General features: G+C 70.1%; 22 protein-coding genes and 1 pseudogene. 10 read left to right on the top strand and 13 right to left on the bottom strand.

Features of this window, described 5'->3' with window-relative positions; translation table 11 throughout:
* Positions 1–104: 104 nt before the first annotated feature.
* The 3 genes from KF708C_RS10170 to KF708C_RS10160 form a co-directional block, all read right to left on the bottom strand.
* Positions 105–1,280 (bottom strand): acyl-CoA dehydrogenase family protein, encoded by a 1,176-nt coding sequence (locus tag KF708C_RS10170; RefSeq protein ID WP_059411676.1) that lies wholly within the window; start codon positions 1,278–1,280, stop codon positions 105–107.
* 100 nt (positions 1,281–1,380) lie between these two features.
* Positions 1,381–2,718 carry a type II toxin-antitoxin system HipA family toxin gene (locus KF708C_RS10165; RefSeq protein WP_059411675.1) on the bottom strand — a complete coding sequence of 446 codons (1,338 nt, stop codon included), beginning with the start codon at positions 2,716–2,718 and terminating at the stop codon, positions 1,381–1,383.
* A 2-nt stretch (positions 2,719–2,720) separates the two neighbouring features.
* Complete coding sequence (locus KF708C_RS10160) at positions 2,721–2,972, bottom strand: helix-turn-helix domain-containing protein (RefSeq protein WP_020202542.1); 252 nt, start codon at positions 2,970–2,972, stop codon at positions 2,721–2,723.
* 236 nt (positions 2,973–3,208) lie between these two features.
* On the opposite strand from KF708C_RS10160, the gene KF708C_RS10155 reads away from it, so the two are divergent.
* Positions 3,209–4,798, top strand: a complete 1,590-nt coding sequence (locus KF708C_RS10155; protein WP_063922988.1) for a class I adenylate-forming enzyme family protein — start codon at positions 3,209–3,211, stop codon at positions 4,796–4,798.
* A gap of 42 nt (positions 4,799–4,840) precedes the next feature.
* Here the strand turns inward: KF708C_RS10155 and KF708C_RS10150 are convergent, their stop codons facing one another.
* The 8 genes and pseudogenes from KF708C_RS10150 to KF708C_RS10115 all read right to left on the bottom strand — a co-directional run bounded on the left by KF708C_RS10150 (position 4,841) and on the right by KF708C_RS10115 (position 14,274).
* Positions 4,841–5,686: an AraC family transcriptional regulator gene (locus KF708C_RS10150; protein ID WP_231586425.1), complete on the bottom strand. Its 846-nt coding sequence runs from the start codon at positions 5,684–5,686 to the stop codon at positions 4,841–4,843.
* A 282-nt stretch (positions 5,687–5,968) separates the two neighbouring features.
* The gene (locus tag KF708C_RS10145; protein ID WP_059411674.1) at positions 5,969–7,138 is read right to left on the bottom strand and encodes an ABC transporter substrate-binding protein; all 1,170 of its coding nucleotides are present in this window, start codon (positions 7,136–7,138) and stop codon (positions 5,969–5,971) included.
* A 55-nt stretch (positions 7,139–7,193) separates the two neighbouring features.
* Positions 7,194–8,738, bottom strand: coding sequence for a 3-hydroxyacyl-CoA dehydrogenase (locus KF708C_RS10140; protein ID WP_059411673.1), 1,545 nt, complete (start codon positions 8,736–8,738; stop codon positions 7,194–7,196).
* Positions 8,739–8,771: 33 nt separating this feature from the next.
* Positions 8,772–10,625: an AMP-dependent synthetase/ligase gene (locus tag KF708C_RS10135; RefSeq protein ID WP_020205456.1), complete on the bottom strand. Its 1,854-nt coding sequence runs from the start codon at positions 10,623–10,625 to the stop codon at positions 8,772–8,774.
* Between the two features lie 57 nt (positions 10,626–10,682).
* Complete coding sequence (locus tag KF708C_RS10130; RefSeq protein WP_020205457.1) at positions 10,683–11,501, bottom strand: ABC transporter ATP-binding protein; 819 nt, start codon at positions 11,499–11,501, stop codon at positions 10,683–10,685.
* On the bottom strand, positions 11,498–12,307 hold the full coding sequence (locus KF708C_RS10125; protein ID WP_020205458.1) for an ABC transporter ATP-binding protein: 810 nt from the start codon (positions 12,305–12,307) through the stop codon (positions 11,498–11,500). Before KF708C_RS10125 ends, KF708C_RS10130 begins: the two co-directional genes overlap by 4 nt.
* Positions 12,308–12,318: 11 nt before the next feature.
* Positions 12,319–13,395 (bottom strand): branched-chain amino acid ABC transporter permease, encoded by a 1,077-nt coding sequence (locus KF708C_RS10120; protein WP_059411672.1) that lies wholly within the window; start codon positions 13,393–13,395, stop codon positions 12,319–12,321.
* A 7-nt stretch (positions 13,396–13,402) separates the two neighbouring features.
* A pseudogene (locus KF708C_RS10115) lies at positions 13,403–14,274 on the bottom strand (branched-chain amino acid ABC transporter permease).
* A gap of 333 nt (positions 14,275–14,607) precedes the next feature.
* On the opposite strand from KF708C_RS10115, the gene KF708C_RS10110 reads away from it, so the two are divergent.
* Both KF708C_RS10110 and KF708C_RS10105 read left to right on the top strand, forming a co-directional pair.
* Complete coding sequence (locus tag KF708C_RS10110) at positions 14,608–15,654, top strand: GGDEF domain-containing protein (RefSeq protein ID WP_082079497.1); 1,047 nt, start codon at positions 14,608–14,610, stop codon at positions 15,652–15,654.
* 114 nt (positions 15,655–15,768) lie between these two features.
* Positions 15,769–16,179, top strand: coding sequence for an NINE protein (locus KF708C_RS10105; protein WP_020205462.1), 411 nt, complete (start codon positions 15,769–15,771; stop codon positions 16,177–16,179).
* A gap of 41 nt (positions 16,180–16,220) precedes the next feature.
* On the opposite strand, the gene gcvA is transcribed toward KF708C_RS10105, so the two are convergent.
* Positions 16,221–17,156, bottom strand: coding sequence for a transcriptional regulator GcvA (gene gcvA / locus KF708C_RS10100; RefSeq protein WP_059411671.1), 936 nt, complete (start codon positions 17,154–17,156; stop codon positions 16,221–16,223).
* Between the two features lie 273 nt (positions 17,157–17,429).
* Between gcvA and KF708C_RS10095 the strand changes: the two genes are divergently transcribed.
* The 3 genes from KF708C_RS10095 to KF708C_RS10085 all read left to right on the top strand — a co-directional run bounded on the left by KF708C_RS10095 (position 17,430) and on the right by KF708C_RS10085 (position 19,823).
* Entirely contained in the window at positions 17,430–18,323 is an 894-nt protein-coding gene (locus KF708C_RS10095) for an alpha/beta fold hydrolase (RefSeq protein WP_059411670.1), read from the top strand.
* A 164-nt stretch (positions 18,324–18,487) separates the two neighbouring features.
* Positions 18,488–19,261 (top strand): glucose 1-dehydrogenase, encoded by a 774-nt coding sequence (locus KF708C_RS10090; protein ID WP_059411669.1) that lies wholly within the window; start codon positions 18,488–18,490, stop codon positions 19,259–19,261.
* An 82-nt stretch (positions 19,262–19,343) separates the two neighbouring features.
* Entirely contained in the window at positions 19,344–19,823 is a 480-nt protein-coding gene (locus KF708C_RS10085) for a VOC family protein (protein WP_059411668.1), read from the top strand.
* A gap of 55 nt (positions 19,824–19,878) precedes the next feature.
* On the opposite strand, the gene KF708C_RS10080 is transcribed toward KF708C_RS10085, so the two are convergent.
* Positions 19,879–20,940: a VWA domain-containing protein gene (locus KF708C_RS10080; RefSeq protein ID WP_059411667.1), complete on the bottom strand. Its 1,062-nt coding sequence runs from the start codon at positions 20,938–20,940 to the stop codon at positions 19,879–19,881.
* Positions 20,941–21,009: 69 nt separating this feature from the next.
* On the opposite strand from KF708C_RS10080, the gene KF708C_RS10075 reads away from it, so the two are divergent.
* The 4 genes from KF708C_RS10075 to KF708C_RS10060 are packed head-to-tail and all read left to right on the top strand — an operon-like array spanning position 21,010 to position 25,117.
* On the top strand, positions 21,010–21,987 hold the full coding sequence (locus KF708C_RS10075) for a S1C family serine protease (protein WP_059411666.1): 978 nt from the start codon (positions 21,010–21,012) through the stop codon (positions 21,985–21,987).
* 16 nt (positions 21,988–22,003) lie between these two features.
* Entirely contained in the window at positions 22,004–23,017 is a 1,014-nt protein-coding gene (locus tag KF708C_RS10070; RefSeq protein ID WP_059411665.1) for an AAA family ATPase, read from the top strand.
* Positions 22,995–24,023 (top strand): DUF58 domain-containing protein, encoded by a 1,029-nt coding sequence (locus KF708C_RS10065; protein WP_059411664.1) that lies wholly within the window; start codon positions 22,995–22,997, stop codon positions 24,021–24,023. Before KF708C_RS10070 ends, KF708C_RS10065 begins: the two co-directional genes overlap by 23 nt.
* Positions 24,020–25,117: a VWA domain-containing protein gene (locus tag KF708C_RS10060; protein WP_059411663.1), complete on the top strand. Its 1,098-nt coding sequence runs from the start codon at positions 24,020–24,022 to the stop codon at positions 25,115–25,117. Before KF708C_RS10065 ends, KF708C_RS10060 begins: the two co-directional genes overlap by 4 nt.
* The last annotated feature ends 4 nt before the right edge of the window (positions 25,118–25,121 follow it).

The following is a 25,121-nucleotide window of genomic DNA, read 5'->3' as shown; positions in this document are numbered from 1 at the left end:
TATACCGTCTTCAATCGGATACGTTACCGGGCGGCCACCTTGTTTCGCCCCATAAAAGTCACGAACGAATACGCTATCGCCGTTCCTGCCTCAAAACTCCTGCCTCAAAACCCGAGCTGCCGCGCCGCCAGGTCCTTCATGATTTCCTCCGACCCGCCGCCGATCATCATTACCTTGACCTCGCGGTAGACGCGCTCGCTCAGGGTGCCGCGCATGAAGCCCATGCCGCCGAGGATCTGCACGGCCTGGTCGGCGCAGAACTGCATGGCCTTGGTGGCCTGGATCTTGGCCATGCAGGTGCGCGCGACCAGTTGCGCGGGATCGCCGGCTTCGTGCTGGACGCGGTAGGCCAGGTCGTAGACGAGGTTGCGCGCGGCCTCGATGCGCAGCGCCATGTCCACCAGCTTGTGGCGGATCACCTGCCGCGCCACCAGCGGCTGGCCGAAGGTGTGGCGCTGGCGCGCCCAGTCGAGCGCTTCGCGCAGGCAGGCTTCGCCGTAGGCGTAGGCGCTGGCGCTCATGCCGAGCCGCTCCGCGTTGAAGTTGCGCATGATGAGCGGGAAGCCGCGGTTTTCCTCGCCGATCAGGTTGGCGGCGGGGATGCGGCAGTTGTCGAAGCGCAGGTGGGCGGTATCGGAGGCGAGCCAGCCCATCTTGCGCAGCTCGGTGCGTGCCAGGCCGGGCGGGTTGCCCTCCACCAGCAGCAGCGAGATGCCGCCCGCGCCCTTGTTGGCGGGGTCGGTGCGCACGGCGGTGGTGATGAAGTCGGCGCGCATGCCGGAGGTGATGAAGGTCTTCTCGCCGTTGACGACGTAGTGGTCGCCGTCGCGCACGGCGGTGGTGCGCAGGCTGGCCACGTCGGAGCCGCCGCCGGGCTCGGTGATGGCCAGCGCGGCGATCTTCTCGCCGGCGATCACCGGCGGCAGCACGCGCTGCTGCAGCGCCGGGCTGCCGGCCGCGACGATGGGCGGCAGGCCGATGGTGTGCGAGTTGAGCGAGGCGTTGACGCCGCCCGAGCCGCTGCGGGCGAATTCCTCGGCCTGGACGATGTGGTAGAAGAGGTCGCCCGGCGTGCCGCCGAACGCCTCCGGGTAGCCCAGCCCCAGCAGGCCGATCTCGGCGGCGCGGCGGTAGAGCGCGCGCGGGAAGGTGCCGGCCTCGTCCCACGCGCCGGCGAACGGCGTGATCTCGCGCGCGACGAACGCGCGCAGCGTGCCGCGGAACTGTTCGTGCTCGGCGGTGAAGTAGTGCGGCAGTGGCGGCAGGGTCAGGAGGGGCATGCGCAATCCGGTCTGTGGCGGGTGGCTGGGAGTCCCGAACATAGGCCGCGCCGCCGCGGTTCGTCTTGCGCTAAGTGGTCGGCGCCGCCGCCCGCCTCCCCTACCGCGCCGGCATGTCCGCCAGCAGCCGCGCCGACGCCGCCAGCCCGCCCAGGATGCTGTCCGCCACCTTCTGCGGAAAGCCCGCCGGCAGCGCCGCGTTCACCTGCGCGATCACGGCCGGGGTCCGCGCGACCAGCCGGCCGATGATGGCCTCGGCGTCCGGCCCGTGGAAGCACTTCGCCGCCATCGCGTTGAAATGCCGGCGCTGCACGTCCTTGAACAGGTAGTGCCGGTTCTTGCCGGCCACCGCCATCGCCAGCTTGGCCTTGTGCCAGGACCACTGGTTGGCGCCGTTGCCCACCACCGGCCAGATCGACATCACGTCGTACAGCGGCGTCATGCGGAAGCGCCCGCCCGGCAGCAGGCGAATGCTGAAGTTCTTGGCGTGCCCGTCGGGCGCCGCCAGCATCCAGAACAGGACCTGCGTGGCGAGGAAGGTTTCCAGGTCGGCGTCCGCGTCGACGGACTGGCGCAGGATCTGCGCGATGTCGCGCATGCCGGGGCCGCCGTCGGCCTCGTACTTGAGGTGCGGCGGCACGCCCAGCACCTGGCAGAAATCCTCCTGCGGCAGCCGCAGGATCCAGTTGCCCGACGAATGCATCTGGCGGTCGAAGCGCTGCACGGCCAGCACCTTCTGCCCGTCGAACGCGTGGATCTCGCCGCGCGCGGCCGGCAGCCCGTAGGCGGCCAGGATGGCCAGGCACAGCCATTCGTTCTCGACCGAGGTGCCGAGGTCGGCGCGCTTGTTGCCGACCAGCCCGAGCGGCAGCTTGAGGATGTGCGTGGTCGGCGTGGCGCCGTGCGGCTTCAGCCAGCGCCCGCCGTGCCACAGCAGCGCGGTCTTCTCCTGCGCGCCGGCCAGCGAGATGCGGAAATCGTCGTCGTCGCGCGCGCCGGGCGCGGCCGGGCCGACGGTCTGCCGCAGCAAGGCGGCGATGTCCGCATCCGACAGCAGCGTGCCGTCGATGCGGTCGTGGCCGGCCGGCTGCGCGTGCTCCGCCAGCAGCTGCACGGCGCCCACGCAGTCGCGGCCGATGGCTTCGAGCAGGTCGAAGGCGTCCGTGCCGGCGGTCTGGAAGCGCGTGGCCAGCCGCTTGCGGATGGTGTCGCTGTCGGGCAGCAGGTTGTCGAAATAATTGCGCACCCGCTCGCCCCGCAGCGGCGCGGCGTCCACGCCGAACGGCAGCGACAGGGACAGCGGCCGCCCGGCCGGCGAGGCCATCCACGCCGGGTCGTACAGCAGCTCCATCTCGCCGCGCGCGGGGATGCGCCACGTCCCCACGCGCTCGCCGTTGGCCCACAGCGACAACGCGCGCGCGTGCGACCTGCGGCCCATCGCTACCACTCCACCGCGGGCGCCGCGGCGTCGGCCGCGCCGCGGTCCTGCACCACCAGTTCCAGCCCCAGCACACTCACCAGCGCCAGCAGCTGGCCGGCGCTGATGGTGCCGGGGTTCAGTTCCATGTGGGAGATGCGGCTCTGGCTGACGGCGAGGCGCGCGGCGAGGTCGGACTGCGACAGCCCGGCAGCCCGCCGTGCGGATAGCAGCACCTGGCCTAGCTGCGTGGCGGTGGAAAGCTGTTGTTTCATGGTCTTGCCTACGACATGGGCAATGTCACTTTACAAACAATATGGGTATTTTGCAAATACCAATGAAGTGGGTATTTGTCATTTACGCATGTCATTGGTAAATGGCGGCGCAGCCCCGCACGCCGCCGGAGGCCCGGCCAGCCACTTTCCGCAAGCCTTGCGCCGCCGCGTTGGCTACGCTCCTGTGCTCAAGCTGCCGCACAAGCGCATTTCCCTTCCCCCAACGGAGAATCCGCATGGTCCCGACCCAGCCGCCCGCCACCATCGGCGCCGCCCTGCAGCAAGCCAGCGAGCGCTGGGACAAGCGCACCGCCTACCTGTGCGGCGAGCAGGCGCACAGCTTCGGCGAGGTCGAGGCCGCCTCGGCGCAACTGGCCTGCGGCCTGCTCGGGCTGGGGCTGCGGCACGGCGACCGCATCGGGCTGATCGGCCTGAACCAGATCGAATGGCTGCAGCTGTTCTTCGCCGCCACCCGCATCGGCGTGGCGGTGGTGGGCCTAAGCGTGCGCTACCGCGACCACGAGATCGAGCACATGGTCAACGACAGCGGCGCCAAGGCCGTCTTCACGGTGCCGCGGGCCGAAGGCTTCGACTTCCTCGGCATGCTGGGGCGCCTGCTGCCGCGCATGCCCGGGCTGCGCCACGTCATTCCCATCGACGCCATGCCGGAGCCGCTGCCCGGCGTGCCCGTCTTCGCGCAACTGCTGGACACGCTGCCGGACCGCGCCGCGCTGCAGGCGGCCGAGGCGCGCGTCGCGCCGGACGACCTCGCGATGGTGATCTACACCTCCGGCACCACCGGCCGCCCCAAGGGCGCCGGCCTGTCGCACCGCAGCCTGCTGGCCTCGGCCTGGGCGCAGGCGCGCCACACGCGCGCCGGCGAGCACGACCACGTGCAGATCGCCCTGCCCTTCAACCACGTGGGCGGCATCACCTGCGGCGTGCTGAGCTACCTGCTCGGCGGCGGCACCTGCGAACTGGTGCCGGTGTTCAAGGCCGACACCGTGCTGGCCATGATGCGCCGGCACCCGCCGACCATCTTCTCCGGCGTGCCGACGATGGCCACGCTGCTGCTGATGCATCCGGACGCCGCCGGCATGGACTTTTCCTCGGTGCGGCTGGTGATCGTGGGCGGCGCCACCGTGGACGCCGCCCTGCTCGAGAAGCTCCAGGCGCGCATGCCGCAGGCCGCCGTGATGAACCTGTATGGCCTGTCCGAAGCCTCGGGCGCCATCGTCATGACGCCGTGGGACGCCGCGCACGAAGACCTGATGGCGTCGATCGGCCGCGTTTTCGACACCGCCGAGGTGCGCGTGGTCACGCCGGCCGGCGAGATCGCCGCGCCCGGGGAAATCGGCGAGCTGTGCTTTCGCGGCGCCGGCGTGTGCGGCGGCTACATCGGTGGCGCCGGCGGCGCCGGCAATGCCGACGCCTTCGGCACTGATGGCTGGCTGCGCTCGGGCGACCTGGGCTGCGTGGACGCGCGCGGCTACATCCAGCTCAAGGGCCGCAAGAAGGACATGTACATCCAGGGCGGCTTCAACGTCTACCCGGCCGAGATCGAAGGCGTGATCGCGCACCATCCCGCGGTGATGATGGTGGCCGGCATCGGCGTGCCGGACCCGGTGCTGGGCGAGATCGGGCGCTACTACATCGTGCCCAGGCCGGGCAGCGAGATCACGGAACAGGAGATCCGCGCCTATTGCGCGAGCCGCCTGGCCGACTACAAGGTGCCGCGCCAGGTGGTGGTGCGCGGCACGCTGCCGATGACGCCGGCCGGCAAGATCCACAAGGCGGCCTTGCGCGAGGAAAGCGCGGCGGGCTAGCTGGCCTTCGTTGGCCTTCATTGACGTTCACTGGCCAGCCGGCTAACCGACCACGACCCGCCGCTCGCCGATCAGCGCCAGCTTGCGCGAGCCGGCGAAGATGTCGCTGGGCTTGAGCCCGTAGACCTGCCGGATCGAATGGCTGAAATGCGTGGAGTCCGGGTAGCCGGTATCGAGCGCCACGTGCGCCAGGTTGGAATCCTGCGTGACGTAATGCAGCAGGCTGCGCGCGCGCTTCCAGGTGCGGAAGCTGCGGAACGGCGTGCCGACCTCCTCCTTGAACAGGTGCAGGAAGCGCGAGAACGACAGATGCGCCGACGCCGCGCAGGACTCCGCCGTGGCGGTGGCCGACGGCGCGCCGCGGATGCGTTCCACCACCGCCTCGATGCGCGGGTCCAGCCGGCGCCGCGCCAGCGCCTGTCCGAAGAAGATCTGGTCGAAGCTGCCGGCCTGCAGGTCGAGTTCCCTGCCGTGCCGGCTCAGCCAGGCATGGGCCTGGCGCACGTGGCGCGCGAAGGCGGCGTCCTCCACCGGGCCGGCCTGCCCGCGGATCACGGCAGGCAGCCGCTCCAGGTCGATGCTCTCGGCCTCCAGCCCGAGGTCGCAGATCATGCGGTCGTCGCAGGCCACCGAATGCGGCATGTAGGCCGGCACCACCGCAAGCTCGGTGCTGTCCCAGCGCGCGCCGTCCAGGCTGATGCGGATCGGCGCGCGCAGCGCCACGTAGATCAGCAGCCCGCCCATCGTCCGCACCGACGGCGAACCGAGCAGGCCCGCATAGAACAGCCGCTCCGGCGTGACCCACATCACCCGGCCGCCTCCGTCCGCGGCACCGGGCGCCGGGGTCGTGGCTGGCGGGCACGCAATGCTGCTTGCCTGCATCTGCATGTCCTTTGTCTCCTGCCGGCGCCATCCGCGCGCCCGTGGGTGCGTCGCCGGGCCGGCTTGTGTGTGGTGGCGGCGCCGCACGGAGCGGCGCGCCAGGGGCAGCATAGCCGGCAGGGCCGCCCGCGTCTTGCGTCAGGTGGCTACCTGACCGCTACCTGACCGCTATCGGATAGCGATCGGGCAGCCGTGCCAGCCGCCTCATCGTAGTGCCCCTGGCGGCGCTGGCGCAACCCGAATTTCCCGATCCCGCGGTCGTTTACGTTCGGAGGCCGGCATCCCGGGCTACAGCTTCGGCGGCGGCAGCAGGTCGCTGGCGGGAATCCACTTGTCACCGGCCACCTGCATGATGCGGATGCGGTCGTTGCTCAGCCGGTTGGCGGCCGAGACGTTGAAGCCCGGATTGCCGAGCGCGTCCTGCGGCAGCTTGGTGGCTTCCATCGCCGCGTTGAAGGTCTCCGGCGTCAGGTTGCGCCCCGCCTTGTCGGCGACGATGGCGAAGGTGGTGTAGGCGTAGTAGCTGAACATCGCGTACACGTCCGGCTCCTCGCTGAAGCGCTTCTTGTACGCCGCCGCCCATTGCCGCACCGCCGGGTTTGCGTCATCCGCGTAGGGCAGCATGATGAAGGCCGCCGCGTGCAGCCCCTGCGCCGCCTGGCCGCCCAACTGCGGCACCTGGCGCGAGTAGTTGGCCGTGGTGCCGGCGAAGACCGGGTCGAAGCCGATCTTGCGCGCCTCCTGCGCCGAGGCCACGTACTCGCGCATGGTGGAGGCGTTGAACACGAGGTCGCAGTTGGCCGCCTTGAGCCGCGCCATCTGCGACGAGAAATCCGTAGCCCCGCGCTTGTACGAGACCTTTTCCACCAGCGTCATGCCGCGGGACTTGAGGTAGGCCACCACGCCCTCCACGGATTCGCGCCCGTAGTCGTCGTCCTGGTACAGCGCGCCCACGCGCTGGTAGGGCTTCTGCTTCATGAAGTAATCCATGATGGTCGTCGACATCAGGTAGTTCGACGGCCCCAGCGCGATCTTGTACGGGCTGGCCGGCTCGTACATGTCGCGCGCCGCGCTCTGCGGCATGAAATTGAAGACCTTGCTCTGCAGCAGGAACGGCAGCGTGGCCATGTTGGGCGCGGTGCCCAGGTGGCCCACGATGGCGAACACGCCGTCCTGCGTGACCAGCTTTTGCGCGGCCAGCACGGCGCGCCTGGGCTCGTAGCCGTTGTCTTCCACCACCACGCGGATCTTGCGGCCCTGCACGCCGCCGCGCGCGTTGATTTCCTCCACGGCCAGCGTCATGCCGTTGCGCGACTCCTTGCCGTAGTTGACGATCGGCCCCGACATGTCGGTGATCAGGCCGAGCACGATTTCCTTGTCGGTGACGCCGCGCGTGTCGGCGTGCGCGCCGGCGCCGAGCGCCAGCGCCACGGCGGCGAGGATGGTTTTCCGGATCATGGTTGTCTCCTTGTATCGTTGTTCGTCGTCGTTCGTCGTTGTTGGCCGTGCTGCTTCAATGCACGCTCTGCGGCGGCTCGAGTCCCGAATGGATCGCGGACGGCGCGGGCTGGTCGGGTGTATCTGGCGCATGCGGCATATCGCGCGGACGGGGCCGCGGCGACCACGCCGACAGCCGCTGCCCGCCGCGCGCCAGCGCCGCCAGCAGCGGCGACACGTCCCAGTAGTCATAGGGATTGCCGCGCTGCCGGGCATAGCGCTCCAGCCCCGCCACCACGCGCGCCAGCCCGATGCTGTCGGCCAGCCACACCGGCCCGCCCAGGTAGTCCGGAAAGCCGTAGCCCGCCGTCCACACCAGGTCGATGTCGCCGGGCCGGCAGGCCACGCCCTCCTCCAGCAGCTTGGCTGCCTCGTTGATGAGCGGGTAGAGCAGCCGCTCGGCGATTTCCTCGTCGCCGATGTCGCCGCGCCGCGCCATGCCGTGCGCGCGGCCCAGCGCGCCGCACAGGCGCGCCACTTCCGGGTCCGCCACCGGCGCGCCGGCGGGATAGCGGTAGAAGCCCGCGCCGCTCTTGCAGCCGAGCCGGCCCAGCATGAACAAGGTGCGCACCACCGCGCGGTAGGCCGGGTCCGGCGGCAGGCCTCCGGCCTTGCCGTACTCCAGCACGATGCGCGCGGCCACGTCGATGCCGGCCAGGTCCAGCATCCGGCACGGCCCCATCGCCATGCCATAGGCTTCCATCACGGCGTCGAGCCGGGCCGGGCTCACGCCTTCCATCATCAGGAACTCGCTCTCGCGCAGGTAGGCCTCGGCCATGCGGTTGCCGATGAAGCCGAAGCACACGCCGGACACCACCGCCGCCTTGCCCAGCCGCCGCGCCAGTTGCATGGCGGTGGCCAGCACGTCGGGCGCGGTGGCGCCGGCGCGCACCACCTCGATCAGCCGCCCGCCGTTGGACGGGTTGCGGAAATGCAGCCCCACGAAATCCGCGGCCCGCCCGCTGGCCTCGGCCAGCACTTCCACGTCCAGCGTGGAGGTATTGGTGGCGAGGATGGCGCCCGGCCGGCAGATGCGGCCCAGCCGGGCATGGACCTGCTGCTTGAGCGCCATGTCCTCCACCACCGCCTCGATCACCAGCCCGCAGCCGGCCAGCGCGCCGTGGTCCGGCGTGCCGGCGATCAGGCGCAGGCGCCGCGCCACCTGCGCCGGGCGCAGCCGGCCGGCGCGGAGGTCCGCGTCATACTGCGCGCGCACCGAGGCCAGCCCGCGCGCCAGCGCGGCCTCGCCGGTGGCCACCAGCGTCACCGGCAGGCCCGCGCCGGCCAGGCTCATGGCAATGCGGCTGCCCATCGTGCCGGCGCCGACCACGCCCACCGCGTGCAGCGCGCGCGGCGCCGTGCCCGGCGGCAGGCCCGGCACGCGCGCGGCCTGCCGCCCGGCCAGGAACAGGTGGCGCAGCGCCCGCGAGACCGGCGACACCGCGCTGTCCTTGCCGCGCGTGCCGCCGGCGCCGGTGATGCCGCCCACGCCGCCCACGCCGCCGGCATTGCCGGTATGGCTGGCGGGGCCGCTGCCGCCCGTCTTGCCGGAATGGCCCATCGCGCCTCCTGTGCAGGCTGCCGCCGGCGGGCGTCAGGCCACCTTGGCCGGATACATCGACTCGATCAGCGCGCTGTACTTGTCGTTGACCAGCTTGCGCTTGAGCTTCATGGTCGGCGTCAGTTCCTCGTCCTCGGCGCCCAGGCGCGTCTCCAGCAGGCGGAACGCCTTGATCTGCTCCACGCGCGCGAACTGCTTGTTGACGCGGTCGATCTCCTGCCCGATCAGCGCCACCACCTCCTTGCTGCGGCACAGCGAGCCGTAGTCGGAGAAATGCACGTCGTGCTCCTGCGCCCACCGCTCCACGTTGTCCTGGTCGATCATCACCAGGCAGCTCAGGAACGGCCGGCGGTCGCCGATCACCACCGCGTCGGTCACGTAGGGGCTGAACTTGAGCTGGTTCTCCCATTCGGACGGCGTGACGTTCTTGCCGCCGGCCGTGATGATCAGGTCCTTCATGCGGTCGGTGATGTAGAAATAGCCGTCCTCGTCCACGCGGCCGATGTCGCCGGTGCGCAGCCAGCCGTCGGTCATGGTCTCGGCCGTCCTGGCCGGCTGGTTCAGGTAGCCCATGAAGACCTGCGGCCCGCGCACCAGCAATTCGCCCTCGTGGGAAATCCTTACCTCGGTATGCGGCAGCGCCACGCCGATGCTGCCCGGGCGCGTGCGGCCCGGCGGGTTGCAGGTGGCCGCGCCGGTGATCTCGGTCATGCCCCACAGCTCGTGCAGCTCGATGCCCAGCGCCATGTACCAGCGGATCAGGTCCGGCGAGATCGGCGCCGCGCCCGTCACCGCCAGCTGCACGCGGTTCAGGCCCATCATGCGGCGCACGTTGCCCAGCACCAGCGCATCGGCCAGCCACAGCCTGATCCGCGCGCCAGGCGACAGCCGCCGCGCCTGCCCCGGCTCAGGCACGCGCGCCTGCCCGGCGCGCAGCGCCCAGGCGTAGGCCCGGCGCTGCAGCGGCGTGGCCTCGCGCACGGCGATGGTGATGCTGGAATACAGCTTTTCCCACACGCGCGGCACCGCCAGGAAGGCATCGGGCTGGATCTCGCGGATATTGTCGAAAATGGTGTCGGGGTTCTCCACGAAGTTGGCCACCGCGCCGCACAGGATCGCGTAATACTCCCCGAAGAGGCGCTCGGACACATGGCACAGCGGCAGGAAGGCCATGCGCTCGCCGATGGTGGTGGCCGGCAGGAATTCGCGCTGCGTCAGGCAACTGCGCAGCACGTTGCGGTGCGACAGCATCGCGCCCTTGGGCCGCCCCGTGGTGCCGGACGTGTAGACCAGCACCGCCAGCGCGTCGGCGCTGCCCTCGGCGCGCATGGCCGGCAGCCAGCCCGGCTGCCGCGCGCGCGCCTGCCGGCCCAGCGCCAGCAGCGCGTCGAAGCTCATCACCGCGGCATCGTCGAAGCCCGACAGCCCTTCCATGTCGAACACCACCACGCGGCGCAGGTCCGGCACGCGCTCGCGCACTTCCAGGTATTTGTCGAGTTGCTCCTCGTTTTCCACGAACAGCACCACGGTGCCCGAGTCCTGGCACAGGTATTCCACCTGCGACGGCGAATCGGTCGGGTAGATGCCGCTGACCACCGCGCCCGCCGTGAGCGCGCCCAGGTCGGCCCACACCCATTCGCGGTTGGTGTTGGACAGCACGGAGACCACCTCGCCCGGCCGCAATCCGAGCTCGGCCAGCCCCACCGCCACGTCGGCCACGATCTCGCCCACTTCGCGCCAGGTATAGCTGCGCCAGATGCCGAGGTCCTTCTGCCGCATCATCACGGCGTCGCCGCGCACGTCCACGGCGTGCCAGAACATCTGCGGCACGGTCTGGAACGCGGCTTCGGACAAGGGCTGCATGGCGTGCGCGGCGGGTCTGGCCATTGGCGGGTCTCCGGCTGGATCTGGTGGTCGGGTGGTCGGGATGGTCGGGGCGGGCGGCTAGCGCCAGGTCTTGCGCTTCTTCCAGCGCCGCTCGCCGCGCACGCCGCTGTCCTTCATGCCGAGGTAGAACTCCTTGATGTCGTCCTTCTCGCGCAGCGCCGCGCAGGTGTCCTCGGCCACGATGCGGCCGTTCTCCAGCACGTAGCCGTAGTCCGCCGCGTTGAGCGCCATATTGGCGTTCTGCTCCACCAGCAGGATGGTGGTGCCGCGCTCGCGGTTGATGCGCACCACGATCTCGAAGATGTCCTTGGTCAGCTTGGGCGACAGTCCCAGGCTGGGCTCGTCGAGCAGGATCAGCTCGGGCGCGGCCATCAGCGCGCGCGAGATCGCCAGCATCTGCTGCTGCCCGCCGGAGAGCAGGCCCGCGTCCTGCGCCGCGCGCTCACGCAGCACCGGGAAATAGCCGAACACCGCCTCCATGTCGCGCGCCACGCCATCGCGGTCGCGCCGGGTGTACGCGCCCATCATCAGGTTGTCGCGCACGGACAGCAGCGGGAACACCTCGCGCCCCTCGGGCACGTGGCTCAGCCCGCGCCGCACGATCCGCGCCGGGTCCAGCCCGGTGATCGGCTCGCCCTGGAAGGCGATGCTGCCGCGCGTGGGATCCAGCACGCCGGAGATGGTCTTCAGGATGGTGGTCTTGCCCGCGCCGTTGGCGCCCAGCACGGTGGCGATGCTGCCCGGCGCCACCGCCAGGCTCACGCCGCGGATCGCCTTGACCGGCCCGTAGGCGCTCTCCACGTTGGCCAGCGCCAGCACGGGCGCCGGTGCCATGCCGCGCTGCGCGGCGGCGGCGTCGATGGCAGCCGGGTTCATGCTGCCCTCCGCAGCGAGGCCACGTCGTCCACCGTGCCCAGGTAGGCCTCGATCACGCCCGGGTGCGCCTGCACCTCGGCCGGCGTGCCCTGCGCCAGCACCTGGCCCTGGTTCATCGCCAGCACCCGGTCGGACACGCGCGAGACCAGGCTCATGTCGTGCTCCACCATCAGCACGGTGATGCCCAGCTCGCTGCGGATGTCGCGGATCCACCATGCCATGTCCTCGGTCTCCTCCACGTTCAGCCCGGACGACGGCTCGTCCAGCAACAGCAGGCGCGGCCCGCTGCACAGCGCGCGCGCCAGTTCCACCACCTTGCGCACGCCGTAGGGCAGCCCGGCCACCAGCGCGTCGCGGTGCGCCTGCAGGTCCAGCAGCTCGATCATTTCCTCCGCCTTGCGCCGCGCGGCCAGCGCCGAGCGGCGCGCGGCCGGCGTGAACAGCAGGTCCGCCCAGAAGCCGGCGGCGCGGTGCGTGTGGTGGCCGATCAGCAGGTTCTGCAGCACCGTGGCCTGCTCGAACAGCTCGATGTTCTGGAACGTGCGCGCAATGCCCTGCGCGGCGATCGCGTGCGGCGGCATGCGCGTGAGCGGCTCGCCCAGCCACAGGATCTCGCCGCCGGTGGGCGGGTAGATGCGGCTGATGAGGTTGAAGACCGTGGTCTTGCCGGCCCCGTTGGGGCCGATCAGCGTGAAGACCTCGCCGCGGCGCACGTCGAAGCTCACGCCGTCGAGCGCCAGCACGCCGCCGAAGCGCACGGTCAGCTCGCGCACGCTCAGCAAGGTATCGGATTGGCTGTGGGACATCGCGCCCTCCCCTATTTCAGGCGCTCGGAGCGCTGGAACGCCTTCTGGCGCCGGAACATGCCCTGCCGGTAGAACGGAAACAGCTCCAGGTAGGTGCGCACCTTGCACCAGCGCCCGTACAGGCCCATCGGCTCGAACAGCACGAACGCCATCAGCACCAGCCCGTAGACCAGCGCCTGCAAACCACTGGCCTGCGCCACCGCCGGCGGCAGCCAGTCCTTGGCCAGCACGATCAGCTGCGGCATCACGATCAGGAAGGCCGCGCCCAGGAACGCGCCGTGCACCGAGCCCAGCCCGCCCACCACCACCAGCAGCAACAGGTCCACCGACTGCCCGATGCCGAACTGCTCCGGCGAGATGTAGCGCAGCTTGTGCGCGTACAGCGCTCCGGCCAGCCCCACCAGCGCGGCGGACAGCGCGAACGACAGCGTCTTGTAGCGCGCGAGGTGGATGCCCATGCTCTGCGCCGAGATCTCCGAATCCCGGATCGCGATGAAGGCCCGCCCGGTCGCGCCGCGCAGCAGGTTCAGCACTCCCAGCGTGGCCAGCACGCACACCGCCAGCGACAGGTAATAGAACGCCGCCGGGCTGTCCAGCGTGTAGCCCGCCACCTGCGGCGCGCCCACCGCCAGCCCGGCGTTGCCGCCGGTCACGCTCTCCCAGCGCGCCAGCACCTCCTCCACGATGAAGCCGAAGGCCAGCGTGGCGATCGCCAGGTAGATGCCCTTGACCCGCAGCGCCGGCAGCCCGACCACCACCCCGGCCAGCGCCGACAACGCCGCCGACAGCAGCAGCGCCGGCACGAACGGCACGCCGCGGCTGGTCAGCCACGCCTGCGCATACGCCCCCACGCCGAGGAATGCCGCGTGCCCGATCGACAGCAGCCCGGTGTAGCCGGACAACACCATCAGCCCCAGCCCCGCGATGGCGTACACCAGCACGAAGCCGAGCTGCGCGATCCAGTAGCTGCCGGCCCAGCCCGGCGCCACCAGCAGGCAGGCCAGCAACAGCGCGTACCACAGCCGCTGGCCGGGCTGGCGGGCCAGGCGCAGGTCCTGGCGGTAATCGGTCTTGAAGAGGAATCGCATCGCGCCGCTACACCTTTTTCCGCAGGTTCTCGCCAAACAGGCCGTTGGGCCTGACCGCCAGCATCACCAGCACCACCACGTAGGCCGCCACGTCCTTGAAGCCCTCGGGCAGGTAGAAGCCCGCCAGCGACTCCACCACGCCGATCACCAGCCCGCCCACGATGGCGCCCGGCAGGCTGCCGAAGCCGCCCACCACCGCCGCCGGAAACGCCTTCAGCCCCAGCAGGCCATGCTCGCGTGCACGAACGTGATCGGCGCCAGCAGCAGCCCGGCCAGCGCCGCCACCGCCGCCGACAGGCCCCACACCAGCCCGTTCAGGCGCCGCACCGGAATGCCCATGTAACAGGCCGCAAGCTGGTTCTGCGAGCTCGCCTGCATCGCCACCCCGATCCGGCTGTAGCGGAACACCCCGTACAGCAGCACGCACAGCCCCGCCGTGGCCGCGATCACCGCCACCTGCTCCACGCTCAGCACCAGCCCGCCCGCGCGCCACACCATGCCCTGGTACGGCACCGGCAGCGTATGCGTGCCCGCGCCGATGCCCGGCACCATCGTGATCGCCCCGCGCATCACGTAGCCCATGCCGATGGTCAGCATCACCACCGTGAACTGCGGCTGCCCGAGGATCGGCCGGATCGCCAGCCGCTCCACCAGCATGCCGAACCCCGCCATGCCCGCCACCGTCAGCGGCACCGCCAGCCACAGCGGCAGCCCCATCAGGGTCAGCACCACCCCGGCGAACGCGCCCAGCATCATGAACTCGCCCTGGGCGAAGTTCACCGTCTCGGTGGCCTTGTAGATCAGCACGAAACCCAGCGCGATCAGCGCATAGATGCAGCCCAGCGCGATGCCCGAGATGGTAAGTTGCAGGATCTCCAAGCTTGTCTCCTGTGCTGGTGCCGCGGGTGGGATTGGCGACGCGCGATGCGATGTGCCCGGCCGGCGCCGGCCCGTTCGCCAGTCGTGCCACCGTAGCAAAACTATCGGGGTGGCTCTTGTGCGGACTGGCTACGGAGGGGTTGGGGATTACCCACGGGAGGGCGCGGCGCGAGGCCGGCGCGGGTGGCGCGGGTTGAGCGTTGTCCGGCGTGGATGGCGCCGGACATCGATCCTCCCGGCGGACGGCCGGACAAGGACGACCGCCCCGCAGGCATCCCGCAACCCGCCGTTGATACAATGAGCCCCCCTTCAGCCCCCGACCTCACGGCCAGCATGCCCAGCCCCGACCAGCCCGACAGCCCGCTGCAAGCCGCCTTCCTGCCGCACCAGGAAACCCTCGCCCCGCCCGGCCGCGTGTTCGGCGACGACGACAGCGCCGTGTACCGGACGCTGCTGGAGTCCACCAAGGCGATTCCGTGGAAGATCGACTGGGCGAGCATGGCGTTCACCTACATCGGCCCGCAGATCGAGGCGCTGCTGGGCTGGGCGCCGTCGAGCTGGAAGACCGTCAACGACTGGGCCGAGCGCATGCACCCGGACGACCGCGCCGCGGTGCTGGAATTCTGCGTCGCGCAGTCGAAGGCCGGCACCGACCACGAGGCCGACTACCGCGCGCTCACGCGCGACGGCGGCTACGTCTGGCTGCGCGACGTGGTGCACGTGGTGCGCAACGCGCAGGGCGAGGTCGATTCGCTGGTCGGCTTCATGTTCGACATCAGCGAGCGCAAGCGCACCGAGGAAAAGCTCGCGCGATTGCAGAAGGAGCTCGAGCACCTGTCGTTCCGCGACGGCCTGACCGGCGCCGGCAACCGTCGCATGTTCGACGACGTGATGGCGCGCGAATGGACGGCGGCGAAGGCAACCGGCAAGCCGCTGTCGCTGCTCATGATCGACATCGACTTCTTCAAGTCGTACAACGACTACTACGGCCACCTGCAGGGCGACACCTGCCTGAAGCGGGTCGCCGCCATCCTGGACCGGGTGGCCGGCGCGGACAACTTCCTCTGCCGCTTCGGCGGCGAGGAGTTCATGCTGGTGCTGGCCGACACCGACGCGGAAGCCGCCATGAAGACCGCCGAACGCTGCCGCGCGCTGATCGCCGAGGAAGCCATCGCGCACGTGCGCTCGCCGTACAACCAGTGCGTGACGGCGAGCTTTGGCGTGGGCACCATCGTGCCGACCGAGCGGATGGACCAGACCGCGTTCATCAACCTGATCGACGCGCAGCTCTATCACGCCAAGGACAACGGCCGCAACCGCATCGCCGCGGTCGACCGCGCCGGCATGCAGGGCGAATCGTTCAAGCTGCAATCGCGCTGAACGGGCGGGCGCCGCGTGGGGCCACGGATGTGGCCACGGACGCGGCGCCCGCCGGGTAGCTTCGGCGCCACAAGCTATGGCATCATCGCGCCAAACCACCGCGCGAGGCCAACGATGTATCCACCGAGCAATCCCCAGGGAGACACGCACAGCAAGGTCATCGGCTACCTGCTGTGGATCTTCGGCTTTACCGGCTCCCACCGCTTCTACTACGGCAAGCCGATCACCGGCACGATCTGGTTCTTCACGCTGGGCCTGCTCGGCATCGGCTGGCTGATCGACGTGTTCCTGATCCCCGGCATGGACCGCCGGGCGGACTACCGGTTTACCGCCGGCCGCACCGACTACAACGTGGCGTGGCTGCTGCTGACCTTTCTCGGCGTCTTCGGCGTGCACCGCATGTATATCGGCAAATGGATCACCGGCCTGATCTACCTGCTGACCGGCGGGCTGTTCCTGGTCGGCGTGCTGTATGACTTCTGGACGCTGAACGAGCAGGTCTCGGAGCGGAACCGGATGCCGTGAAGGGCGCGGCGGCGACATGACAAACGCCGCTCAGGCGGCGTTCAGACGGCATTCAGCGAGCCCGCGTCGCGCGGGCCCGGTCCGTCTTGCGGACGCATCCCTTCGTGCTCGAGCCACGCGCGGAACAGCACGACGAGCGCATCCCCGGACTTCCGGTCCGGGACGTAGGTGCAATAGCTGCGCGACGGCAGGCGCGGCCCGGCGAACGGCATCACGAGCCGGCCGGCGGCCAGATCGTCCGCCACCAGCGCGGTCGGCCCCATCGCGATGCCGATGCCGTCGATGGCAGCCTGCAGCGTCAGATAGAAGTGGTCGAACGTCAGCGCCGCGGCGGGCCGGAGCGCGGCAATCCCCGCCTGCGCCAGCCAGTCCGGCCAGAGCCGCGGCAGGCTCGACGTGTGCAGCAGCGTGTGCTGCCGCATGTCCTCCGGCTTGCGCAGCGGCACGCGCCGCAACAGCGCGGGACTGCAGACCGGCACTCTCTCCTCGCACAGGAATGGCCGCATCGCGTAGCCATAGAAGGTATCCGGGCCGCCCCGGATGATGAGGTCATGGCTGTCCGTCAGGCTCTCCACCGGCTCGTTCGACGTCTCCACCCTGACGTCCACGTCGGCATGCCCGGCGCGGAATTTCGCCAGCCTCGGCACCAGCCAGCGCAAGGTGAACGTCGCCGGCGCATTGACGGACAGCGTCCGCGAGGCCGCCTCGGGCAGGCCATAACCGGCGGTGGCCTGCGCGATCTGCTCGAACAGCGGACCGATTCGTGCCAGATAGGCCCGCGCCGCCGGCGTCAGCGCCACGCGCCGGTTGTGGCGCGCGAACAATGCGGCGCCCAGCCATTCCTCCAGCAAGCGCACCTGCTGGCTCACCGCGCCGTGGGTCACATGCAGCTCGGCGGCGGCTTCCTTGAAGCTGCCGAGCCGGCCAGCGGCCTCGAAGGCGCGCAAGGCATTGAGCGGCGGCAATATCCGTTTCATTCACAAGAGTTTATCTAACGCGAATCCCCAATTTATCTGGTTTGCCGGGCAGCCACAAGATAGATATTCTTCCCGCTGCACGGCTGGTCCTGCTTTCGGCGGTCGCAGGCCGGCCGCGCGCGCTCCATGCCGAAATCGACGGCATCGGCGTGCGCTTGGCCCGCGGACAGGCGATCATCCATACCGCGTAGTGGAAACGCTGGCTGGCGTGCGCGGCCGTCGCGGGTGAGGCGGTCTGCCTGGGGCCCTGGCATTGCCTGAAAGGATGGATTCATGCTCAAGAGAATTGCGACCGACCTGCTTGATATTGCCTATGACGAACAGGGCGATGCCGACGGCTGGCCGGCCGTCCTGCTGCACGGCTTCCCCTACGACATCCATGCGTACGAAGACATCGCGCCACGCCTGGCATCCCGGGGAGCCCGCGTCATCACGCCTTTCCTCCGGGGATACGGGCCGACGCGCTTCCTGTCTCCGGCAACACCGCGCTCGGGCCAGCAGGCGGCGCTGGCGGCAGACCTGCTGGCGCTGCTCGATGCGCTTCGGATCGAACGGGCCGTGCTGGGCGGCTATGACTGGGGCGGCCGGGCCGCATGCATCGTGGCCGCGCTGTACCCGTCGCGGGCGCGTGGACTGGTTTCGGTCAACGGCTACAACATCCAGGACATCGCCGCCGCCATGCGGCCGGCCAGCCCCGAAAAAGAGCATCGCATGTGGTACCAGTATTATCTTCACGGCGAACGCGGCCGGGCCGGACTGACGGAAAACCGGCGCGCGTTCTGCCGGCTCCTGTGGTCATTGTGGTCGCCGAGTTGGCGCTTCGGCGACGACACCTACGCGCGCTCGGCAGCCGCGTTCGACAATCCGGATTTCGTCGACGTCGTGGTCCATTCGTATCGGCACCGTTTCGGGCTGGTCGATGGCGATCCCCGCTTCGACGACATGGAACGCCGCCTGTCCGCCATGCCGCCGATCGCCGTGCCCACGATCACCCTCGAAGGGGACGCGGACGGCGTCACACCGCCGGGCGGCAGACAAGCGGACCCGAAGCATTTCACCGGACGCCATGAAAACCGCGTGGTGCCCAACGCCGGCCACAATCTTCCGCAAGAGGCGCCGGAAGCGTTCGCCGCCGCGGTTCTGGATATCGACGCCTGGGCCGATTGATGCGCCTTGGCCCAAGGCCGGCCCCGGCCGCTGCGCGCGGCGAAAACACTGCCCCTCGACGCACGAAACATCCCCTTTCCTGAAGGCACGCCCTGGCCGCGCGCAGTCCGTGAGCCCGCGAGTGCCTTCTTCGTCCGTTCTGAATCTCCGTGAGGAATACCGAAATGCCAAAGACTCCCGACCACGCCCCGCAGGCGCCGCTGATGCTGATAACGGGCGGCAGCCGCGGCGTGGGCGCGGCGACTGCGCGGCTTGCCGCCGAACAAGGCTACGACGTGGCGATCAGCTTCGTCTCCAACGAATCCGCCGCCCTCGCGGTGGCGGCCGACGTGGAAGCTGCCGGGCGCCGGGCCCTGCCCGTGCGCGCGGACAGCGCGGACCCGGAGCAGGTCGCCCGGCTGTTCGCCGCGGTCGACCGGGAGTTCGGCCGCATCGACGTGCTGGTGAACAACGCCGCGATCATCGCGCGGCAGTCCCGGCTCGAGGAGCTCGAATTCGAGCGCATGCAGCGCGTCTTCGCGGTCAACGCGATCGGCCCCATCCTCTGCGCGCAGCAGGCGGTGAGGCGGATGTCCCATCGCTACAACGGGCGCGGCGGCGTCGTGATCAACATCTCGTCGGCCGCGGCCCGGCTCGGCAGTCCGAACGAATATGTCGACTACGCCGCGTCGAAAGGCGCCGTCGAGACCTTCACCACCGGCTTCGCCAAGGAAGTCGCGCGCGACGGGATTCGCGTCAACTGCATTCGCCCCGGGCACATCTACACTGAAATGCATGCCAGCGGCGGAGAGCCGGGACGGGTCGATCGCGTCAAGGACTCGATCCCGATGGGACGCGGCGGCCAGCCTGAAGAAGTGGCGCGGGCGATCCTGTGGCTGGCCAGCGCCGAGGCTTCCTTCATCACCGGCACGTTCCTCGACGTCACCGGCGGCAAGTGAGCAAGCGGACGCGGCATGGGCCGCGTCGTCTCCGCCAGGCCGCCGAACCTGTGCCGGTGCCCGATTTCCCAGGAGACACGACATGACCAGCAAGAACACGATCTGCCTGTGGTACGACGGCGGCGCCCTCGACGCCGCGAACTTCTATGCCGAAACCTTCCCCGACAGCGCCGTCACGGCCGTGCATCGCGCACCGGGCGACTATCCCGACGGCAAGCAGGGCGACATCCTGACGGTCGAGTTCACCGTCGCCGGCATTCCCTGCCTCGGGCTGAACGGCGGCCCGCATTTCAGGCACAGCGAGGCGTTCTCGTTCCAGATCGCCACGGACGACCAGGCCGAGACCGACCGCCTGTGGAGCGCCATCGTCAGCAACGGCGGCCAGGAAAGCGCATGCGGCTGGTGCAAGGACCGCTGGGGATTGTCATGGCAGATCACCCCGCGCGCGCTCACCGCAGCGGTGTGCGACCCCGACCGCGCGGCGGCCAAGCGCGCTTTCGAGGCCATGATGACCATGAAAAAGATCGACATCGCCGCGATAGAGGCGGCACGGTGCGGCTAGCGCCCGCGTGACGCCGGCGAGACTCCCGGCACCGCCGTCACTACTGTTACCGCTGTCAGCGCCGGAACCACAGCATCGACAGCACGCAAGCCGCCACCAGCAGCAGGACGGCGATGCCCGCCAGCAGCGCGCCCACTTCGGTTTCCTTGCGCTCCAGCGCGAAGCGCGCGCTCAGCTGGCGATACACCCGGCTCAGGTCGGCGGCGGAGCCGGCCTGGAAATACTCGCCGCCGGTCAGCGCCGCCACCGCGCGCAGCGCGGTTTCGTCGAGCTGCATGTAGAAGGACAGGTTCGATTCGTCCGCCCCGCCCTGCGGCGAGCCAAAGCCCACGGTATAGACGCGCACGCCGCGCTGGGCCGCCATGCGCGCGGCGTCCGCGGGGTCCGGGCCGGTGGTGCGGCGGCCGTCGCTGAGCAGGATCACCGCGCCGTGCTGGTACGAGCCGGGCTGCGCCGCCGGCCGCTCCTGCGCGCGCTTGCGCGCGGCCTCGGCCGCCGCGGCTTCGTCCAGCGACGGCGCCTGGCGCTCGGCGCGGCCGGACGCGCCGTTGAACAGGATCGCCTCCAGGTCGATGCCGTCGTCGGGAAACAGCACCGCCAGCGCCTGGTACAGGCCGCTGCCGGTCGCCGTGCCGCGCTGGAGCTGGAAGCGGTCGAGCGCCTCCAGCATGTCATGGCGGTTGTCGGTCGGCGGCAGCACCACGGTGGCGGTGGAAGCGAAGGACACGATGCCCAGCCGCACGTTGGCCGGCAGCCCGACGATGAGATCGCGCGCGGCCTGCTGCGCGGCGCTGATGCGCGTGGGCGCGACGTCGGTCGCTTCCATGCTGCGCGAGGTGTCCATCGCCAGAACCAGCGTGACGGCGTCGGACGGCAGCGTGACGGTGGCGCTGGGACGCGCGCACGCCAGCAGCGCCGCGGTCAGCGCGAGCAGGAACAGCAAGGGGGGAATGTGACGCCGCAGCCGTTGGCCGGGCCCCAGCGCGGCGCGCGGCAATGCCAGGCTGGCATAAAGCAGGGCGGCTTTCTTGCGCCGCGAGATCAAATATAGATAGGCGGCTGCCAGCAGTGGGACCGTCAGCAACAGCCAGAGCATCTGCGGCCAGAGAAACTGCATGCCCTGCTCCTTGGCGCGTGGGTAAGAGGATGGTACTGTATTTTGCAGTGCGGGACCTCGGGGGCTGCAATGAGACGGGTGTCGATCTACTGGTGGGTCTCGGCCGCGGCCGCGCTGGTCTTCGCAGCGGGCGTGGGCGCCGCCTGGCTCCTGCAGCCCAAGTGGCGCGCGCTCACCCAGGCGGACATCGATGCCGCCGTGCTGCATACGCTGCAAACCAAGAACCTGCCGTCGCGCACGGCCCGCGCGGCCGAGGCGGTGCGCGAATCGGTGGTGGAAATCCGCGGCTTCGTGCCCCCGGAAAAAACCGCGGAAGCCGCGCCCCCTCGCCCGCCCAGGCGGGACCTGCCCGCCAAGCGTCCCAAGTCCGCTCCGCCCGCGCCCTCCGCACCGTCTTCCCCGGCTTCCCCGCGTGACGAGCTCGCCACGGGCGGACCGCCGCGCGGCAAGGACCCAGCCGCCGGCAAGAATCCACCCGAAGCCAGGGCCACGCCCCCGGCCAGGCCCGAGGGCCGCCAGATCGGCTCGGGCGTGGTCGTGACCGAAAGCGGCATGATCCTCACCAACTACCACGTCATCGCCGGCGCCAGGCGGCTGGAAGTCACGTTCTTCGACGGTTCCACGTCCGAGGCCTCGGTGGTGCAGTCCATTCCCGAGAAAGACCTCGCCATCATCAAAGCCAAGACCATCCCCGACGACCTGCCGGCAGCCACGCTCGGCTCCAGCCGGGATCTCGCGCCCGGCAGCGAGGTGGTCGCGGTCGGCTTTCCGTTCGGCATCGGGCCCTCGGTGTCCGCCGGCGTGGTCTCCGGCCTCGACCGCGAATTCATCTCGCCGGACAACAAGCAGAACCTGGACAAGCTCATCCAGTTCGACGCCGCGGCCAACCCGGGCAACTCGGGCGGGCCGCTGGTGAACATGAACGGGGAGGTGGTGGGCATCGTCACCGCCATTTTCAGTCCCCACGAGAGCGGCACCTTCGTCGGCATCGGCTTTGCCATCACGATCGAAAGCGCCGGCAGTTCCATCGGATCTTCTCCTTTCTAGACGGACGCGGAGGCCTATGAACGACCAAGCCCGGGACGCTGTGGACAGCGCCAATCTGATGGAACGCCTGCTGTACGAGGTGAAGCGCGTGGTGGTGGGGCAGGACCACTTTCTCGAACGGGTGCTGGTGGCCATCCTCGCCGGCGGCCACCTGCTGGTGGAGGGCGTGCCGGGGCTGGCCAAGACGCTCACCGTCAACACGCTGGCCAAGACCATGAGCGGCTCCTTCAAGCGCATCCAGTTCACGCCCGACCTGCTGCCGGCCGACCTGGTCGGCACCCGCATGTACAACCAGGGCACCGGCGAGTTCTCCACCGTTCGCGGGCCGGTCTTCGCCAACCTGCTGCTGGCCGACGAAATCAACCGCGCGCCGGCCAAGGTGCAGAGCGCGCTGCTGGAAGTCATGCAGGAGCGGCAAGTCACCATCGCCGGCGAAACCCATCGCGTGCCCACGCCCTTCCTCGTCATGGCCACGCAGAACCCGATCGAGACCGAAGGCACCTACCCGCTGCCCGAGGCGCAGGTCGACCGCTTCATGATGAAAGTGCTGGTGGGCTATCCCACCGAGGAAGAAGAAGTCGTCATCGTCAACCGCGTCACCGGCCCGCGCATCAGCGTCAGCCCCGTCGCCACGCCCGAGCACCTGACCGGCCTGCAGGAACAATGCCGCAAGGTCTACGTCGACCCCGGCCTGATCCAGTACGCGGTGCGCGTGGTGGCGGCCACCCGCAAGCCGGGCGGCTACGGCCTGGCCGAGCTGGACCGCTACGTCTCCTTCGGCGCCAGCCCGCGCGCCACCATCGGCCTGATCGAAGGCGCGCGCGCGCTGGCCTTCCTGCGCGGGCGCCACTACGCGCTGCCCGACGACGTGATCGACCTCGTGCCCGACGTGCTGCGCCACCGCATGACGCTCTCCTACGAAGCCATGTCCGACGGCATGACGGCCGACCAGATCATCACGCGCATCCTGCAAGCGCTGCCCGTGCCCGAGCGGCCGCTGGAATCCCATGTTCGGGCGGCTGCGCGCTAGGCGCCGGGGCGGCCCGGACGCCGCGCCCGCACAGCCCCCCGCCGGCACCGCGCCTGCCGACGGACCGCCCGCCCGCGTCGGCGCCAGCCAGACCGAGGCCCTGCTGCGCCGCCTCGAGTGGACCGTGGTGCGCCGCCTCGACGGCCTGCTGCAAGGCGACTACCGCACCCTGTTCCGCGGCTTCGGGCTCGACCTCGCCGACCTGCGCGAATACCACCCGGGCGACGACGTGCGGCACATCGACTGGAACGTCACCGCGCGCCTGCAAACGCCCCACGTGCGCGAATTCCAGGAAGACCGCGAGGTCTGCGCGTGGTTCCTGCTCGACCTGAGCGGCTCGATCGACTTCGGCTCCGGCGAGGTGCGCAAGCGCGACCTGCTCAGCGACTTCACCGCCGTCATGGCCAGCCTGCTCACGCGCTATGGCAACCGCGTCGGCGCCGTGCTCTACGGCGGGGCGGCGGACACCGCCGCCGCCGTGGTGCCCGCGCGCTCCGGGCGCCGCCACCTGCTGCATCTGCTCGACCGCATCCGCGCCACGCCCGCCGCCTCCCCCGGCGACACCCGCCTGCGCGACCTGCTCGAGCGCGCGCGCGCCGTCGCCAAGCGGCGCTCGGTGCTGTTCGTGGTCTCCGACTTCATCAGCGCCCCCGGCTGGCAGGCCTCGCTCAGCCTGCTGGCGCGGCGCCACGAAGTCATCGCCGTGCGGCTGGTCGACCCCCTGGAAATGGCCCTGCCCGACCTCGGCCTGGTCGTGCTGCAGGACGCCGAAACCGGAGAGCAGATGTTCGTCGACACCCACGACCCCGCCTTCCGCAAACGCTTCGCCGCCGCCGCCGAAGCGCGCGAGACCGAGCTGCGCCTCGGCTTCGAGCGCGCCGGCGTGGAATGCCTGACGCTGTCCACCTACGCGCACCTCGACCTCGCCCTGCTCCACTTCGCCCGCCAGCGCCACCACCTGCAAAGCGCCCAAGGTGTCCAGAGCAACGCCAAGGGGGCCGCATGACCGACGCCCTGACCGGCCTGCCCGCCTTCAGCTTCCAGTGGCCCAGCATGCTGTGGCTGCTCGCGCTGGTTTTGCTGCTGACCGGCGCCTACGTCTGGCTCGATGCCCGCCGCCGCCGCGCATCGGTGCCCTACCCCACGCTCAAGACCGTCGGCCTTGCCATCAAAGGCGGCGCGCGCTGGCGCCGCCACGTGGCGCCAGCGCTCATGCTGCTGGCCCTGACCGCGCTCATCGTCGCCATCGCCCGGCCCCAGGCCGTGATGATGCTGCCCTCCCGCATCGAAACCGTGGTCCTGGTCATCGACCTGTCCGGCAGCATGCGCGCGCAGGACGTGCAGCCCAGCCGCATCCGCGCCGCCCAGCGCGCTGCCAAGACCCTGCTCGACGCCCAGCCCGCCGGCGTCAGCGTCGGCGTGGTCGCGATGGCCGGCACCGCCGCCCTGGCGCAAGCCCCCATCCGCCGCAAGGAAGACGTGGCCACGGTCATCGACAACCTGAAGCCCCAGGGCGGCACCGCCATCGGCAACGGCCTGCTCATCGCCCTCACCACGCTGCTGCCGCAACTGGGCAGCGACGCCGCGCAATTGCTGGACGACGACGACTCGCCCGCCAAAGCCGCCGCATCGCGCAAGGCAGCCAAGGGGCAGCAAGCCTCGCCCGGCAGCACCGGCGGCGCCGACGCCGCCAAGCCCGGCTCCTACGCCGCCGGCGCGATCGTCCTGTTCTCCGACGGCGAAAGCAACGCCGGCCCCGCCGCCATGCAGGCCGCGCAACTCGCCGCCGCGAATGGCGTGCGCGTGTACACCGTGGGCGTGGGCACCACCGACGGTGTGGTGCTCACGGTCGACGGCTGGTCCGCCCGCGTCAAGCTGGACGAGCAGGTGCTCAAGCAAGTCGCCGACGCGACCGGGGGCGAATACTTCCGCCTGGAAGACGCCAACAGGCTCAAGCAGGTGTACCGCGCGCTCAATGCCCGGCTGGCCTTCGACAAGCGGGATCAGGTCGAGATCACTGCGTTCTTTGCTGCGCTGGGGGCGTTGCTGGCGGCTTGCGCGGGGATGCTGTCGTTGTGGTGGTTTGGGCGGGTGGTTTAGGCGG

This window comes from Cupriavidus basilensis, assembly GCF_000876015.1.
Taxonomy (GTDB): Bacteria; Pseudomonadota; Gammaproteobacteria; order Burkholderiales; family Burkholderiaceae; genus Cupriavidus; species Cupriavidus basilensis_B.
Note: the sequence above shows the minus strand (reverse complement) of the source record. Positions and strands in the feature narration are given on the sequence as shown.